14 protein-coding genes are annotated in these 15,152 nt (G+C 54.5%); 4 read left to right on the top strand and 10 right to left on the bottom strand.

Going from position 1 to position 15,152, the window contains the following annotated elements; genetic code table 11:
* Positions 1-4 precede the first annotated feature (4 nt).
* Both gad and gadC read left to right on the top strand, forming a co-directional pair.
* Entirely contained in the window at positions 5-1,405 is a 1,401-nt protein-coding gene (gad, locus tag ACX9GU_RS09420; protein WP_473194560.1) for a glutamate decarboxylase, read from the top strand.
* A gap of 101 nt (positions 1,406-1,506) precedes the next feature.
* Entirely contained in the window at positions 1,507-3,045 is a 1,539-nt protein-coding gene (gene gadC, locus ACX9GU_RS09415) for a glutamate/gamma-aminobutyrate antiporter (protein WP_473194559.1), read from the top strand.
* A gap of 74 nt (positions 3,046-3,119) precedes the next feature.
* Here gadC and ACX9GU_RS09410 read toward each other — a convergent pair whose 3' ends face one another.
* The gene (locus ACX9GU_RS09410) at positions 3,120-4,058 is read right to left on the bottom strand and encodes a LysR family transcriptional regulator (protein ID WP_473194558.1); all 939 of its coding nucleotides are present in this window, start codon (positions 4,056-4,058) and stop codon (positions 3,120-3,122) included.
* Between the two features lie 105 nt (positions 4,059-4,163).
* Here ACX9GU_RS09410 and ACX9GU_RS09405 point away from each other — a divergent pair, with 105 nt between their 5' ends.
* The gene (locus ACX9GU_RS09405) at positions 4,164-4,907 is read left to right on the top strand and encodes a DsbA family protein (RefSeq protein ID WP_473194557.1); all 744 of its coding nucleotides are present in this window, start codon (positions 4,164-4,166) and stop codon (positions 4,905-4,907) included.
* A 43-nt stretch (positions 4,908-4,950) separates the two neighbouring features.
* Positions 4,951-5,259 carry a monooxygenase gene (locus ACX9GU_RS09400; protein WP_473194556.1) on the top strand — a complete coding sequence of 103 codons (309 nt, stop codon included), beginning with the start codon at positions 4,951-4,953 and terminating at the stop codon, positions 5,257-5,259.
* A 78-nt stretch (positions 5,260-5,337) separates the two neighbouring features.
* Here ACX9GU_RS09400 and ACX9GU_RS09395 read toward each other — a convergent pair whose 3' ends face one another.
* The 9 genes from ACX9GU_RS09395 to ACX9GU_RS09355 all read right to left on the bottom strand — a co-directional run bounded on the left by ACX9GU_RS09395 (position 5,338) and on the right by ACX9GU_RS09355 (position 15,141).
* Positions 5,338-5,637, bottom strand: a complete 300-nt coding sequence (locus tag ACX9GU_RS09395; protein WP_261146130.1) for a c-type cytochrome — start codon at positions 5,635-5,637, stop codon at positions 5,338-5,340.
* 304 nt (positions 5,638-5,941) lie between these two features.
* On the bottom strand, positions 5,942-6,445 hold the full coding sequence (locus tag ACX9GU_RS09390) for a TlpA family protein disulfide reductase (RefSeq protein WP_473194555.1): 504 nt from the start codon (positions 6,443-6,445) through the stop codon (positions 5,942-5,944).
* Positions 6,435-7,157: an ABC transporter ATP-binding protein gene (locus tag ACX9GU_RS09385; protein ID WP_473194554.1), complete on the bottom strand. Its 723-nt coding sequence runs from the start codon at positions 7,155-7,157 to the stop codon at positions 6,435-6,437. Before ACX9GU_RS09385 ends, ACX9GU_RS09390 begins: the two co-directional genes overlap by 11 nt.
* A gap of 2 nt (positions 7,158-7,159) precedes the next feature.
* On the bottom strand, positions 7,160-8,272 hold the full coding sequence (locus tag ACX9GU_RS09380; RefSeq protein ID WP_473195147.1) for an ABC transporter permease: 1,113 nt from the start codon (positions 8,270-8,272) through the stop codon (positions 7,160-7,162).
* Positions 8,273-8,285: 13 nt separating this feature from the next.
* Positions 8,286-9,566 (bottom strand): ABC transporter permease, encoded by a 1,281-nt coding sequence (locus tag ACX9GU_RS09375; protein WP_261261782.1) that lies wholly within the window; start codon positions 9,564-9,566, stop codon positions 8,286-8,288.
* A gap of 2 nt (positions 9,567-9,568) precedes the next feature.
* Positions 9,569-10,939 (bottom strand): Fe-S-containing protein, encoded by a 1,371-nt coding sequence (locus tag ACX9GU_RS09370; RefSeq protein WP_473194553.1) that lies wholly within the window; start codon positions 10,937-10,939, stop codon positions 9,569-9,571.
* 195 nt (positions 10,940-11,134) lie between these two features.
* The gene (locus tag ACX9GU_RS09365) at positions 11,135-11,662 is read right to left on the bottom strand and encodes an iron transporter (RefSeq protein ID WP_024485920.1); all 528 of its coding nucleotides are present in this window, start codon (positions 11,660-11,662) and stop codon (positions 11,135-11,137) included.
* Between the two features lie 66 nt (positions 11,663-11,728).
* Entirely contained in the window at positions 11,729-13,636 is a 1,908-nt protein-coding gene (locus ACX9GU_RS09360; RefSeq protein WP_473195146.1) for an FTR1 family iron permease, read from the bottom strand.
* Between the two features lie 173 nt (positions 13,637-13,809).
* Complete coding sequence (locus ACX9GU_RS09355; protein WP_473194552.1) at positions 13,810-15,141, bottom strand: D-serine ammonia-lyase; 1,332 nt, start codon at positions 15,139-15,141, stop codon at positions 13,810-13,812.
* Positions 15,142-15,152 lie beyond the last annotated feature (11 nt).

The following is a 15,152-nucleotide window of genomic DNA, read 5'->3' as shown; positions in this document are numbered from 1 at the left end:
TTTTATGAGTAACAGCAACCAGAAAAATAACAGCAATGTTAATGATGATGTTTATTCCTCGATAGATTTGGCCATTTCACTACCGAAATCTGGATTTCCAGACGCAGAGCGAAACCCTCGTCACGTATTTAGTGCCATTCGCGATGAGTTAATGTTGGATGGTAACTCAAGGCAAAACCTGGCGACATTCTGTCAGACCTGGGTTGATGAAGAAATTCGCGACCTGATGGATCTGTCCATCGACAAGAATATGATTGATAAAGACGAGTATCCACAAACGGCCGAAATTGAAGCCCGCTGCGTGCGCATGTTGGCCGACCTGTGGCAATCACCGTCGCCGGGCACTACGCTGGGCTGCTCCACCATTGGCTCGTCAGAAGCCGCTATGTTGGGTGGGTTGGCGCTGAAATGGCAATGGCGCAAAAAACGTGCCGCGCAGGGCCTGACAACCGATAAGCCCAATATGATCTGCGGACCGGTGCAAATTTGCTGGCACAAATTCGCGCGTTATTTCGATGTGGAGTTGCGAGAAATTCCTCTGGAAGGCGATCGTCTGATCATGAGCCCGGAAGAGGTACTGAAACGAGTCGATGAAAATACCATAGGTGTGGTACCCACCCTCGGAGTGACCTTTACCTGCCAGTACGAGCCGGTAAAAGCGGTCAGCGACGCACTCGATAAGCTGCAACAAGACACCGGGCTGGATATTCCTATTCATGTCGACGGTGCCAGCGGCGGTTTCCTCGCCCCATTCTGTGCGCCTGAGCTGGAATGGGATTTCCGCCTGCCACGCGTAAAATCCATCAACACCTCAGGCCACAAGTTTGGGTTGGCCCCGCTTGGAGCGGGCTGGGTGGTATGGCGTGAAGCGGCAGACCTGCCCGAAGAGCTTATTTTCAACGTCAACTATCTTGGCGGCAATATGCCTACCTTTGCGCTCAACTTCTCACGCCCTGGTGGGCAGATCATCGCGCAGTACTACAACTTCTTACGCCTTGGCCGCGAAGGCTACGCCAAAGTTCATAACGCCTGCTATGCCACGGCCCAGTATCTTGCCGACGAGATCGGTAAGCTCGGTCCGTTTGAAATCCTGTTTGATGGCGACAGTGGTAAAGGCATCCCGGCGCTGGCCTGGAAATTGAAAGAAGGCGCCAATATCGGTGGCTACACGCTGTATGACCTCGCCGATAAGTTACGCTCACGCGGCTGGCAGGTACCTGCGTACTCCATGCCAGCCAATCGGGAAGATCTGGTGATCCAGCGTATTTTAGTACGCCACGGAGTGAGTTTTGACCTGGGTAGCCTGTTGCTTGACGATCTGAAACGAGCACTTGAGCATTTCGAAAGTCATCCGGTCGTTAATCCACTTTCGGAAGATGAAGCTGCCGGTTTTAACCACGGCTGATCCGCAGTTGGCCTGTTAATGGAGTGGCATGCTCCTCGCCACTCCTGTTAACCATAAGAAATCAACTGGCAAGCACCTTCGCTTGTCCCAGGAGAAATGCCATGGCTACCTCTCAAATCATCGCTGCGCCAAAACAACTCACGCTGTTGGGCTTTTTTGCCATAACGGCATCAATGGTGATGGCGGTTTACGAATACCCAACGTTTGCAACCTCCGGTTTTTCACTGATCTTCTTCCTTATTGTTGGCGGCTTGCTGTGGTTCATCCCTGTAGGATTGTGTGCCGCAGAAATGGCGACGGTAGAAGGTTGGCAGGAGGGTGGCGTGTTTACCTGGGTTTCTAAAACCCTGGGTGAGAAATGGGGATTTGCCGCTATTTCGTTCGGCTATTTACAAATCGCGATAGGCTTTATCCCGATGCTCTACTTCGTGCTAGGGGCGCTGTCCTATATTCTTAACTGGCCCGAACTCAATAACGATCCGATAGTCAAGACCGTCGCCGCACTGATTATTTTATGGGGTCTGGCCTTGACTCAGTTTGGTGGCACCAAGAATACCGCTCGCATCGCCAAGATTGGTTTTTTTGCCGGTATCCTGCTGCCAGCCGCAATTCTGGTGATCCTGGCCGTCACTTATCTGCGCTCTGGTGCTCCTATAGCGATTGAAATGAGTGCCGATACCTTCTTCCCGAACGTTACCAGCATGAGCACGCTAGTGGTGTTTGTGGCCTTCATCCTAAGCTATATGGGGGTGGAAGCCTCCGCAACCCACGTCAATGAGATGAAAAACCCGGGCCGCGATTATCCGCTCGCCATGCTGCTGTTGATGTTTGCGGCAATTTGCCTGAGTTCAGTCGGCGGGTTGTCCATTGCAGCCGTAATACCTCATGAGCAAATCAACCTCTCTGCGGGCGTGATGCAAACCTTCACGGTGCTGATCAATCATTTGGGGACGGGCTTTGAATGGGCTATCCGTGGCATCGCTGCGCTGTTGCTCCTGGGCGTGCTAGCTGAGATCGCCGCATGGATTGTCGGGCCTTCCCGCGGGATGTTAGTGACGGCACAGCAAGGGATCCTGCCTGCCCGTTTTGCCAAAATGAACAAAAACGGCGTGCCGGTGGTGCTGGTCATTTCCCAGTTACTCATCACCTCGGTGGCACTGATTGTGCTGACCAATACCGGGGGTGGCAATAACATGTCGTTCCTGATTGCGCTGGCGCTGACGGTGGTGATTTATCTTTGCAGCTATTTCCTGTTATTCCTGGCTTATATCCAGCTGATCCGCAAACAGCCGAATAACAAACGTACCTTTAATATACCGGGAGGCAATGGGGTTAAAATTGCGGTTGCTGTCATCGGGTTGCTGACCTCTCTGGTAGCCTTTGTCGTCTCCTTCTTCCCTCCTTCGGGGCTACCGGGCAGAGAAGCCAACGACGTCTATGCCGGCTTACTGGTCGTTTGCTTCCTGGTGGTGCTGGTGATCCCCTTCATTATTTATGCACTGCATAATAAAGCGGCTGGAGCGAAAAATATCACGCTGGTGCCAATCAACACGGATAGCGCTCAGGAAGGGCATTTCTTCATCCATCCGAAGGCACGTAGCACGCACCACATCATTGTTGATGGTAAAAAGCTTCACTGATCGTTGATTATCAGGTGGATGTGCGGCAACGCCATCCACCTCTTTATCCCCCGGTTAACCAGCCTTCAAACGACTCAACTCAGTGATTTTGCCAGCGCTAAAGGCGTTATCGCCAACAGCGGATGGGTTTTCATCAGCTCAAATGACCAATCCACAAAGCTTCTCACCCGAACCGACAAATGCTTGCCGGTGGGGTAGATAATATGAATTGGCCGTGGAGCAAAGTGCCACTCGGGTAACACCGGCTGCAAGAGCCCACTCTTCACATAGCTTTCCACCGCGAAGGGTGCTCCGGAGCAGATGCCTGCCCCGGTAAGGCAGGCACTCATGGCCACATCGGGATCTTCGATCAGCAAACTGCTGTTGCCTACTACCGCAATGCTCTGGCTTGCCGATTGCAGATGCCAGGTAAGCTGCTTACCGCGCTGAATGCCAAAATCCCCAACCCATCGATGATGCTGAAGATCTTCAGGCTGCCTGATAGCCCGCGCTGAACGGAGGTAATCAGCTGAGGCATAAAGGCCCATCTGCACATCGCAAACGTGCCTGGCCACCAGCGTCGAATCTTCCAGATTACCGCCACGGATAGCGCAGTCGATACCCTCCTCAAACAAGTTACTGATGCGATCGCTGCTGGCAAGCCGCACCACGATCTCTGGAAATCGCGCCTGAAAGTCTTGCAACTGAGGTGCGAGGATCCAACGCGCAATCGAGGCCAAAGCCTCTATACGGATCTTTCCGCTCGGCGTTGTCACCCCACCGCTGAGCCCACCTTCCAACTCATCAATTTCCGCGAGAATATGCTGGCAGCGCTCAAAATAGGCGCTGCCATCCTCCGTCAGGCTCAACGCCCGGGTCGTGCGATGCAACAGGCGCACGCTCAGGATGCGCTCAAGATCGCTAATCCGCTGGGAGATCCGCGCTTTGGGAAGCCCCATGGCGATAGCCGCACGGGTGAAACTTCCGGTTTCAACCACTTTGACAAAAGTGGCCATGGCTGCAAGTTTGTCCATTTGTTCACAAATGTTGAACAGAGTTAGCTTTTATAGTCTATTTATTAATTTTTGCTGTCAAATATCATGACGATCGCGATCTCAACCCAGCTTGGAGTCTCCATCATGATGCAATGCGATCCCACCACCGGCAGTTGTCTTCTGCCTGACGAGCCCTCTGATACACAACGGCAACCCACTACGCCCAGCGATGTGGTCATTCGCTACGTCGGCGATCCGATGTGCTCCTGGTGCTGGGGCATTTCACCCGTGGTGAAGAAACTGGCAGAGTATTGCGATCAACATGGCCTGAGTTTTGTAATGACCATGGGTGGCTTGCGCGCTGGCGGCGGCGATGCCTGGAACTCGGCATTCCAGGCCTTCTTAAGGGATGAGTGGGATCACATCCAGAAAACAACCGGCCAACCGTTTGGTTTCAGCCTGCTGGAAGCAGCGCAATTCAACTACGATACCGAGCCAGCCTGCCGGGCAGTAGTCACGGCTTCTCTGCTGTTGGCTGAGCGAGGTTTACCTCCCTCGGCAGCGTTGCCGTTTCTCGCAGCAACCCAGTACAAATTCTATGTAGATGGGCAGGATCCTAAAACCGTGGCGTTTTATCGTGACATCTGCGACCAGGTTGGCCTGCCATTTGAAGAATTCAACCAAACCTTTACGTCACAACGGGCCAGAGAGGCAGTTAGCCAAGACTTTGCGCTGTGCCGCCAATGGGGCGTTCGCTCCTTCCCCACCCTGTTGCTGGAACGCCAAGGTGAGATATCCCTGCTATCTACGGGTTACGTGGACACCGAGACATTACTTGATCGTCTCAACGCACAGTTACCCCCTGTTGCAGAACGCACCACGGAATAACCCTGTTTCTTATACAACCACCTGTCACGAAAAGGATCACGACATGAGTGTCATTTTACAGATTGATTTTAGTTTCCCTGCAGACCAGCTTGGCGCTGCCCTGTCCCAAAATGCGCAATCGCTGGCCGAAAGCATCAATCAAGAGCCGGGTTTCATCTCCAAGATCTGGACTGAGAATGAGCTTACCGGTGAGGCGGGAGGGATATACTTTTTCGAAAACCGAGCGTATGCCGAAAAATATGCCGAACACCACGTCAAAAGGGCTGAGGCGATGGGGGCCAAAAATCTTCATCTGAAAATATTCGATATCAACCTTCCCCTGACCAAAATCAACCATGGGCAGTGTGAGTGATTGTTGTCCTATTCGTTGAGCAAACCATCCCCCCTTCCTGCTGGAAGGGGACATAGAAACGAAACCAGCGGTTGCTACTCACTTCTTCAGCGTCACCACGTATGCCGACAGCACAGTGATATCCTCATCGCTTAAACGCGCTTTGGCCTTATTGCCTGCACCCACGATCTCGCCTGCCTTGCGCGCCCGCAGGCCTTCTGCGATTTCCTGCTGCGTTAAATCTTTCAGCGGGCGGGCTTTACCTAAGGCGTTTTTTTCACCATAACGGCCATGGCAGGAGGCGCAGCTATTTTTATAAATCACATCAGGAGTCTGGGCCAATGCCGGGCCGGAGCCTGCCAGGAGCGTTATTAACAGTGCTACATGATGCTTGTTCATCAATCTTTTACCCTGTTGTTTCATAACGGTAATTCGAGACTAACCCATTTACGAAGGTGAAGAGTTCATCCCCCTCACCCTAACCCTCTCCCCCAGGAGAGGGGACAGAATGTGCCACCATTTAATTACGGCACTCCTCCTATGCATCAACCCCCCCCTCTCCCAAAGGGGACCGAACGTGCCACCATTTAATTACGGTGCATCACCCCTGTTACAGCTCACCTCTGCACCTAAACACAACACCGTACCAGCTCCCTCTCCCTTTGGGAGAGGGTTGGGGTGAGGGGGAAGTTTGGGCTAACGGCTACCCTTTCTGCCGGGACTGTTCGAAGATCGCCTTGAGATCGGGCTCTTTCAGCATGCCCACATACTGGCCAATCAGCTTGCCCTGCGGGTCGATCAGATAGGCGGTTGGCGTGCCAATCACCTGATAGCGTTCTTGGGTGATTGCCAGTTGGTCACGCACGTTGGGAAACGATACCTGGCGTTCGTCCAGCAACGCCTGAATATTCATCTCATCCTTATCCGTGTTGATGCCCACCACCACGATGCTGTCGCCAAATTCTTTACTGAGTTTTTCCAGAGCAGGCATTTCGGCCAGACAACCACCGCAGTTCGAACCCCAGAAGTTCAGGAACACATGCTTGCCCTGCCACTGGCTAAGCGAAACCTGGTTGCCCTGCAAATCGTAGGCCGCCAGCGCAGGGGCCACAGCGCCGATCTCGGCCTTCTCTTCTTTACAGCCGTTAAGCAGTAACGCGGCCCCGATTAACAGGATACCGCCGATCTTTTTGGCATTAGCTAACATGCTCTACCCCATGCTCATTAAGCTCCTCACCCTGATACTTACCGTGCTGCAAACGTACGATGCGATCGGCAAACTTGCCCAGTTCCGGGTTGTGGGTAACCATCACGATGGTGCGCCCCAGCTTGTGGAGTTCGGTTAACAAGCCCAGCACCATCTGCTCGTTTTGTTCATCCAGGTTGCCGGTTGGCTCATCGGCAAAGATCACCGGAGGTTCATTGACCAGCGCCCTGGCAATACAGACGCGCTGCTGTTCCCCCCCGGAAAGCTGACTTGGCAGGTGATCGAAACGGTGCCCCAGGCCAACCTGATCCAACACCTTGCGAGCGGCCACTTCATCCACCACGCTATGATAGTGCTGAGCCAGCATCACGTTCTCTAAGGCGGTCAGGAACGGGATCAGGTGGAACTGCTGGAATACCAGGCCAATTTTGTCTGAGCGGAAGGCTCTGCGCCCTTCTTCATCCAACCCAGCGGCGTCTACGCCGTCCAGTAGCACCTGACCATCACTGACGGTATCCAGACAGGTCAGGATATTCATCAGCGTCGTTTTGCCCGAACCCGAAGCCCCCATGATGGCCACAAACTCGCCACGTTTGATTTTGAGGTTAATATCCTCCAGCGCCACCACCTGGCCGAAGCGCTTGTAGAGATGACGGGTCTCAATCACCCAGGGTGAGAGTTGCTGCTCGTTGGTCGGTTGCGGTTGAGTCACCGTTACTCTCCTTTTAACACTTTGGCCGGCTCAATATTCACGGCGCGATAGGTTGGCAGTGCGGCTGCAATCAGGGCAACCAGCAATGAAAGAATGACCGTCAGTGGAATAACCTGCGCACGCAGCCCGATGGAGGCAGAGAACACGGTATGTCCCAGAACCTGCGCCAGGATGTAGCCAGCAATAATGCCGACCACCACGGCGAACAGCGCGATAATCAGGGTTTCGGCCATAATCTGGCGCACGATGTCGCTGCTTTTGGCGCCTAACGCTTTTTGTAAGGCAAACTCCCGCGACCGTTCGCTGACGATCGCCATCAAGGTGGTATTCACGCACAGCGTTGATAGCACCAGGATAACCACCGAAACCAACCCCATCAGCCCTTTGATCTTGTCCAGCACCTGGCCTTCGGAAGCCGAAACCTTGCGGATCGGGCGGATTTCCAGATCGGGATAACGTTTTTGCAACTGCTCGGCAAACTGTTCCACCTGACCGCGTTCGTTGTTCACGCTGAATAAGGCGTGGCTGATCAGGTCCGGCTGATGTAGCCAACTCTGGGCCAGCGGCAGGTTGATAATCAACACGTTATCCGTTGCGTCACCGGCCTCGACAATGCCTTTGATCTGCAATTTTTTCTTCTGATCCCCTTCCACCAGCACCACCGAGTCCCCCACCTTGAGTTCAAGGCGGTTTGCCAGCTTGTAGCCGATCATCGCATTGCGATCGTCGAAGCTGACGCCAATCCAGTTACCCGTCACCTGCCAGTAAGGAACGATCTGCTTGAGCGATTCGAACCACACGCCCATCACCACTACCTTTTCCAGTTCGGTACGCGCCATGCCGTATAGATACGGGCTATTGGCCGTTACCAGCCCTGACGGGGCGTTGTCGACAATCTGCTGATAGCTCTTCTCCGCCATGGAATTACCCATCCCCGGCCCGACATAAAAGTTGGCGCCGAAGGTGCGCAGCTCCTGGCTCATTTTGGCGTTGATATCAAAATACACCGCAGACATCGCGGTGACGATCGCCGCCCCTACCGCCAACGCAGCAAACACCACCGCCACCCGCTGCATCCGTAAGCGCAGCGCGCGGAACACCAGGCGCCAGAACATGCTCTGAGAGGAATTAACGGCCATACAGCACCTCCACCGGGTAGAGATGAGCAATGCGCCGAGCCGGGAACCAGGTCCCTGCCAGCGCAATCAGTACCGACAGCACCAACACGCAAGGCACCACAATCCAGGCAAAGCTCAGCGGCGCACCGAACAGCATCAAACCAATCCCCTTAGCCAATCCCCAGCCAGCGATGCAGCCTAACAGGCCGCCAATAATGCCGCTCATTGCCGCTTCCAGATAGAACAGCATCATGATCTGCCACTGTCTGGCCCCCAGCGCCTTCATCAGGCCAATCTCTTTGGTGCGCTCCATAATATTGCTGGTCATCAGCGAGGCAATGCCCATGGCGGAGGCCAACAGCGCAGCCAGCGTCACCACCGCCAGCAACAGTTGGATCTTCTCGATCACAATTCCTTCTGAGGCGGCCACCTGCCAAATTGGGCGAACGCCGGAGCCGGATATCGCCTCTTCCAACTGATGAGCAATGGACGAGACATACGCGGTGCAATACCACAGGTCGTATTCTTCTGCGTCCAGTGACTCCAGATCGGCCCTGGCCTTACGTGACAGCTCATTCTCTGGCACCGTCAGCGCGGAAACGCGAATGGCCTGCACTTTGCCCTTCAGCCCCAGCAAGTTTTGAGCCTGCGCCAAGGGCAGCACCAGTTGCTGTTCTTCATCGCCGCCGCTGGCCAGAATGCCGCTGATCGTCACCTCCAGCGCCGCTGCTGGACCTTTGACAGTGATGGTGTCGCCAATCTTCCAGCCGCTTTGCTGAGCCAGCTGTTGGCCAACCAGCGCCTGATTGGCCACGCCGCTTTCATCAGGCCACTGGCCGGTTACCTGCCAATAAGGGCTGATAATCTTCTGGCCGGTCTGATAGTTCTCTTCATCCGGTACGTTGACCTTCTGCTCAAAGAAGGTCCCTAACACCGGTATTACACGTTGCTGTACGCTGACTTCACCGCTCAGCAGCGGGGCAAAACCGATGATGTTATTGCGCCAGAAGATATCTTTGATATTGGGTAGTTCGGCCTCGTCGAGAAAATCCTGACCGGCCAGTGGGTTGTTTTTCTCACCGAACAGCGAGGGTAAGGTCGCCTGCCCGGCCGGTTCGATCAGGATGTTAGCACCATAGGATTTCATCTCCCTGGCCATCTTGTCGCCAATATCGATCGACACCGCCAGCAGGGCAGAAACCAGGCCCGCGGCCAGAAAAATGGTGATCACCGCCAGCGATTTCTTGCGGATATTGCGATACCACGACTGTTGCAGCATGCGCCATAACATGGTTATTCCCCTTCCTTGATGAATTTCTCTGGCGTGTCGCGGAAGGCTTCATAGTTAGCCGCGTTGGAGAAGAAATAGGTTTTACCGGCGTAGTTGTAGCGATGCTCCGCCTTGGTGTTGGTCAGCTTGCTACCGTCAACCGGGTCGGTGACTTCCAGCGTAATGATGGTGCTGAAATAGTTAAGGCCGGACTCCAGCGATTTCTTGCTGATGACCAAATCCGTGGCGGTCATATCCCACTCTTCGATCGGCACCGGGTTGCAGCCGCCAGGCTTACCGATCGACGGAATAAATATCCGTACGTCGCAGGCCACGCAAATCACCTGGTTGCCTTCCATCACGTAGCCCTGATCGCCGCACAGCAGGCAGGCATCAAACACCGCGCCCAGGCGCAGTTTGTCTGGGTAACGGTTGATTACAAAGAAGCGCACGGCTTTACCGTCGTCTGCCACCCAGACGAAGCGGTGTAGCTTGCCATCCTTGACCTGTTCTATTGGGATATGGACCAGCCCATCGGCATTCAACGTCACCGGCAAGGCTTCAGATAAGCGCGGGGGCTGAGAGGCAATTTTGTCCCAGTAAAGTTGGGAACCGGCGGCAATCAGCGCCAGCAGCAAGGTCATCACCAACACGCGCCGCGAATTTTGATAGTGGGCAACGGCCTTACGGCGTTCGATAGGCCGCAGTTCCACCTGCGCCCGACGGCGCGGTATGACAACTTTCAACAGGTAAACCAAAGCCGTCAACAGCAGCAATCCGCCGCAGAAATAGTTAATCAAGCCGTTGGCATTGGTGACTTTGGCCACATAGCTCAGCAAGGATTTGGTGAGTTCCAGCACCTGGAGCTTCATTAATGCCAGCATCAGTTCGCCGGAGAGCGGTGCCAGTAGCAACAACGCCAACAATAGCAGCAACGGCCAGCGCAGAGTGCGAACCTGACGCACGCAGGCGGCCAATAATGCCCCGGCAAACGCTACGATGATAATGCCAGCAATCACCGCACTGATATTGAGCAGCAGCTCGGTGTTGATGACGTCGGTGGCAGTGATCGCCCCCAGGTTAGGGGTTTTCCCCCACCGCAGCGCAGCCACCAGCACCAGGATAAACTGCCAGGCATACCCCGAACGCGAACCAGAGGTGAACTGGCCGAGCAGGAACAACAGGATCAGAGCGATTTGCAGGCCGGTAAACCACAGCGCCCATTGCTGTGAATCAGGCAGATGAGCCGCAGTAAAGGTGCCACCCAAAAAGGCAATCAGGCTCAGCAGCACCATCGGGCGCACTTGGGGAGTTTGGCGTATTGTCCAGCTCAGCCCCAGCAGCAGGGCAACGGGCAGGAAAGATTGCAGTACCGAAACAAGAAAATAGCTCATGATGACTACACCCCGCTCACTGACAAGCTCTGCCTGAGCGGCAATTGGGTATTGACCGTTATCCGTTAATGATGAGCTTGTCCAATCATGGCAACCAACGGAGAACGTCGTATGGCGTTGGCATTTAAACGCCAACGGCCGGGGAAACATTGCTGCCTGCCCGGCCTGTTGATAGTGAAACCTTTAACGGCTAAATCAGTTCAGACCAACATATTTGAAGTCGAAGCTGACATCGAAAGGTTTCCACCAGCGGCCAACGCCGGTGTCACTATCGGTATGGCGATGCAGACCTGCTTTGGATGGCGGATCGATATGATAGGTCACCTTATAGTTGCCCACGCCCATCATCTTGATGTTGGCACCGTAGTGTGGGCCGTCGCTGGCGACCATTGGCATAAAGGTGCCTTCCTGCTTCTCACCGGTATCGGTGTTGGTCAGGGTGTAGGCGATGGTCAGGTAAGGCATCCATTCGCCCGCGCCAAAACCGTTCTTGTTACCCTCTACCGAGTGGATATCCGCTTCCAGGTGGATGTCGGCTTTAGCCGCTGGCAGCCCCATTCCACGCGGATCCATGTCGATCGGTTGCAGATAGACGGCCGCGATCTCCAGCTCGTTCATTTTTACCGGCTCGCCAGCAGGGTACTCTTTGAAAGCAAACGCCGCTGGTGCGGTGAAGATCCCGGCGATCAGTGCGCCACTGATTAATTTTTTGTTCATAGCCATAGTTGTTATCATCCTCGCTAAATAATCGTTCAGATTAAAAAATCATCCCAGAAATACTGCGGGGTGTTACCCCCGACTTGTTGCTACGGTTCCCCGCTTCATGACCCACAGGGCAAATACGGCGGCAATCAGTAAGATCGCCTGCGGTATCAGCGTTTCGACATAAGGGTAAATACCCAGCCAGGAGATTTCTGGCACGCCTGACAGTAACGTTGGTTCGAATAGCTTGCCTTCGATCAGCTCCAGCACGCCCTTGCCCGCAAACACAAAGGCCATCAGGTACATAAAGCTGCCGGTAAACATAAAGAACGGTTTGAGAGGTAACTTGACGACGCTGTAGCGCATGATCAGGTAGGCGATCAGCAAGATCACACAGCCGATCAGGAACCCGCCCAGAATGGACAGGTGCCCTTCCATCGAGCTGGAATCCCCCATCAGGGCAAAATAGAACAGCACGGTTTCCGCCCCTTCGCGGTACACCGCCAGGAAGCTGGTCAGCCATAGGCCAATCATCGATCCACTGCTCAATGAGTGCGAAAGCTTACCTTCCAGATAGGCTTTCCACTGTTTGGCTTCCACTTTTGACAGCAGCCAGTAGCTCATGGAGAACAGCATCACCACAGCAATCAGCATGGTGAACCCTTCCAGCAGTTCACGGCTGGCACCGGAATTAGAGAACAGCCACTGGAAGATCACGGCGGTAACCACGCTGGCCAGTAGCGCGACATACACCGACTGACGGATAAGCGGCAGTTTGTCGTGATGATTGTTTTTCACCAGATATGCGACGATAGCCGCGACGATCAGCAAGGCTTCCAGGCCTTCGCGCACGATGATTAACAGGCTGTAAATCAGCAGGCTCCAGTTGGTCTGGCCGCCGGTGCCCAACATCTCTACCGCCGCCGCCAAATCGGTTTGCAGCGCCTGAGACTGTTCCTTCACCGTCTCAAGCGGTTGCCCCGCCTTGATCTGGCTAACCATGCGCGTGAAGTAACCTTCGATGCGGGTTTTAAAGGCCGAGTCGCGCGAACCGATCTTGTTCTCCATGCCGCTGGCTTCAAACAGGTCGAAGTAAGCATCCTGGATCGCCATCATGGCGCCTTTGGCATCACCGGTGGCGTATTGCGCAATGGCAGCATTCACCGCTTTATCAATATCGCTGGTTACTTTCTGCCAGTCCGCATCCACCGCGGCATCATTGGTGTCAGGCGTGGCTGCAACAACTTGGTCATCTCGGGTGGTTGGCAGCCCAGGCAGCAGGTCTTCAAGATCTTGCAATAAGGCGGTCACGCGGTAGCCGACCTCATTCATCTGGTCCGGCTCACCGCTCAGTTTGATCAGCTCAGAGAACTGGCGGTTAATGTCACCGGCCTGCTGTGAGGAACGATTCTGCCGCAGCGAGGTTTCCATTTCGGAGTTTTTGAAGCCGTCATACTGCGCCTGTTGCACCTTTTTGCTGGCTTCGGCGTAGCTGTTGCTTTGATACAGGCCAACGGCTTCGGCCAACAGGTCATCGATGGTTTTAAAGCTCTGCTGCCAATAAGGTGCGATTTGTTCGTTGTCATAAGCGCCGTGCTGCTGCTCCGCCGTGAGTTTGTGCCCACCGCTCAATACCGGCAGCACGCCGTTTAACTCGTTTTTCAGCCAGGCTATTTTGGCATCGACCTCCGCCTGCGGCTTGCCATCGCCAATCATCTTGCGGATTTCGCCAAAGGCGGCCTCCATCTGATAGCTTTTTTGCGCGGAAATGTTGATGCGGATCGGGCCTTCGAGGTTTTCGAACACCTCAAAATAGGCCATCTGTACTTCGCTGCGGGCTTCAGCAATCTGTTGTTGCTGGTAGAACTGCGAGGTTTTATCCAGACGTGACTGAATGTCATCGCTCAGCTGTTGGTAATCTGCGGCTGCCAGGGCGACAGAGCTGAGAAGAAACCATCCGGCGCAGAAAAACAGGATCCGTCCAATAATACGCATGGTCATGATAGGCGTTCTTATAATGGGAGTAATTCTCATTATGATGGGCGCATCAAGACGATACTCTGATCGAGGTCAAACTATGACGACGATTTATTGCTCTCGTTTAGGAAAACGTGAGGAGAGACATAAGCAATACGGGCGCAGCTGCGCCCGTTTAACAACATGCAGCGCTAGCGTTTTGCGGCTGCGAGGTACTTGGCCATCTCTTCCTCAGGCACCATACCGCCACCGGTTGCCCAAACCAAATGCGTCGCATTGGCGATCCGTTGGGCGTCGATCTGGTGGCTGTCCAGATAATGTGGGTCGGCGCAGACTCGAGCCGGCCCCGCCATGCCAGCCAACGCAGAAGGCTCCAACTGGATGCCCTCTTCAGCGGCAAGCAAACCAAGCAGGTCGTACATCTCCTGATCGCTCAGGGTGTAGAAACCATCCAGCAAGCGTTCCATGGCACGCCCGACAAACCCGGAAGCCCGGCCGACGGCCAATCCATCCGCCGCCGTGACGTTATCAATCCCCAGGTCCTGCACCGCAATGTGATCGTGCAGCCCGGTGTGGATCCCCAGCAGCATGCAAGGTGAGTGCGTCGGCTCGGCAAAGATGCAGTGCACATGGTCGCCAAACGCCAGCTTCAGACCAAACGCAACTCCGCCAGGCCCGCCGCCTACGCCACAGGGCAAATAGACAAATAACGGATGGTCCTGATCAACCTGAATGTTCATCTGCGCAAACTGCTTTTTCAGGCGACCACCGGCCACCGCATAGCCGAGGAACAGGGTTTGCGAGTTCTCATCATCGATAAAGAAACAGTGCGGGTCAGACTCCGCCTGCTTACGCCCTTGAGCCACCGCCACGCCATAATCCTGCTCGTACTCCACCACGTTAACGCCGTGCTCACGCAGTTTGCGCTTCTTCCAGGCGCGAGCGTCGGCAGACATATGCACGCTGACGCTGAACCCCAGCTTGGCACTCATGATGCCAATCGACATCCCCAGGTTACCGGTTGAGCCCACCGCAATGCTGTACTGGCTGAAGAACTGGCGGAACTTGTCACTAAACAGGATGCTGTAATCGTCGTCTACAGACAGCATGCCCGCCTCGATGGCCAGCCTTTCCGCATGGGTCAGCACTTCATAGATGCCGCCGCGGGCCTTGATAGAGCCAGAAATCGGCAAATGGCTGTCCTTTTTCAACCACATTTTACCCGCGATGGCCTGCTCATAACGCTGCTCCAATGCGCTCTGCATCGCCGGGATCGCCACCACCTCAGACTCGATAATGCCGTTCGTTTGCTGCGTTTCGGGGAATGCCAGGCACAGATACGGAGCAAAGCGTTGCAAGCGCGCTTCGGCCTCGGTGACATCGTTTTGCGTCAGCCCGACGTACGGTAACCCTTCCACCAGCGTGGTCGTATTGGGGTTGAACCAGGTCACCGCTTCCAAATCCATCAGCCGTTGCACCAAAGGAAATTTCACTACCAGGTTTTCAATGTCTAACGTATTCATAAATAGTCTCT

It is taken from the genome of Serratia sp. K1WW1, assembly GCF_055790865.1.
The sequence above is the reverse complement of the archived record's forward strand: the minus strand, read 5'-3'. Positions and strand labels throughout refer to the sequence as shown.

What these genes read in the sequence shown, in the direction of transcription:
- ACX9GU_RS09405 (WP_473194557.1), top strand. Translation starts at nt 4,164, where the DNA reads ATGATGCAATGCGATCCCACCACCGGCAGTTGTCTTCTGCCTGACGAG.
- ACX9GU_RS09355 (WP_473194552.1), bottom strand. Translation starts at nt 15,141, where the DNA reads ATGAATACGTTAGACATTGAAAACCTGGTAGTGAAATTTCCTTTGGTG.
- ACX9GU_RS09360 (WP_473195146.1), bottom strand. Translation starts at nt 13,636, where the DNA reads ATGCGTATTATTGGACGGATCCTGTTTTTCTGCGCCGGATGGTTTCTT.
- gad (WP_473194560.1), top strand. Translation starts at nt 5, where the DNA reads ATGAGTAACAGCAACCAGAAAAATAACAGCAATGTTAATGATGATGTT.
- gadC (WP_473194559.1), top strand. Translation starts at nt 1,507, where the DNA reads ATGGCTACCTCTCAAATCATCGCTGCGCCAAAACAACTCACGCTGTTG.
- ACX9GU_RS09380 (WP_473195147.1), bottom strand. Translation starts at nt 8,272, where the DNA reads ATGTTCTGGCGCCTGGTGTTCCGCGCGCTGCGCTTACGGATGCAGCGG.
- ACX9GU_RS09365 (WP_024485920.1), bottom strand. Translation starts at nt 11,662, where the DNA reads ATGGCTATGAACAAAAAATTAATCAGTGGCGCACTGATCGCCGGGATC.
- ACX9GU_RS09400 (WP_473194556.1), top strand. Translation starts at nt 4,951, where the DNA reads ATGAGTGTCATTTTACAGATTGATTTTAGTTTCCCTGCAGACCAGCTT.
- ACX9GU_RS09370 (WP_473194553.1), bottom strand. Translation starts at nt 10,939, where the DNA reads ATGAGCTATTTTCTTGTTTCGGTACTGCAATCTTTCCTGCCCGTTGCC.
- ACX9GU_RS09410 (WP_473194558.1), bottom strand. Translation starts at nt 4,058, where the DNA reads ATGGACAAACTTGCAGCCATGGCCACTTTTGTCAAAGTGGTTGAAACC.
- ACX9GU_RS09390 (WP_473194555.1), bottom strand. Translation starts at nt 6,445, where the DNA reads ATGTTAGCTAATGCCAAAAAGATCGGCGGTATCCTGTTAATCGGGGCC.
- ACX9GU_RS09395 (WP_261146130.1), bottom strand. Translation starts at nt 5,637, where the DNA reads ATGAACAAGCATCATGTAGCACTGTTAATAACGCTCCTGGCAGGCTCC.
- ACX9GU_RS09375 (WP_261261782.1), bottom strand. Translation starts at nt 9,566, where the DNA reads ATGTTATGGCGCATGCTGCAACAGTCGTGGTATCGCAATATCCGCAAG.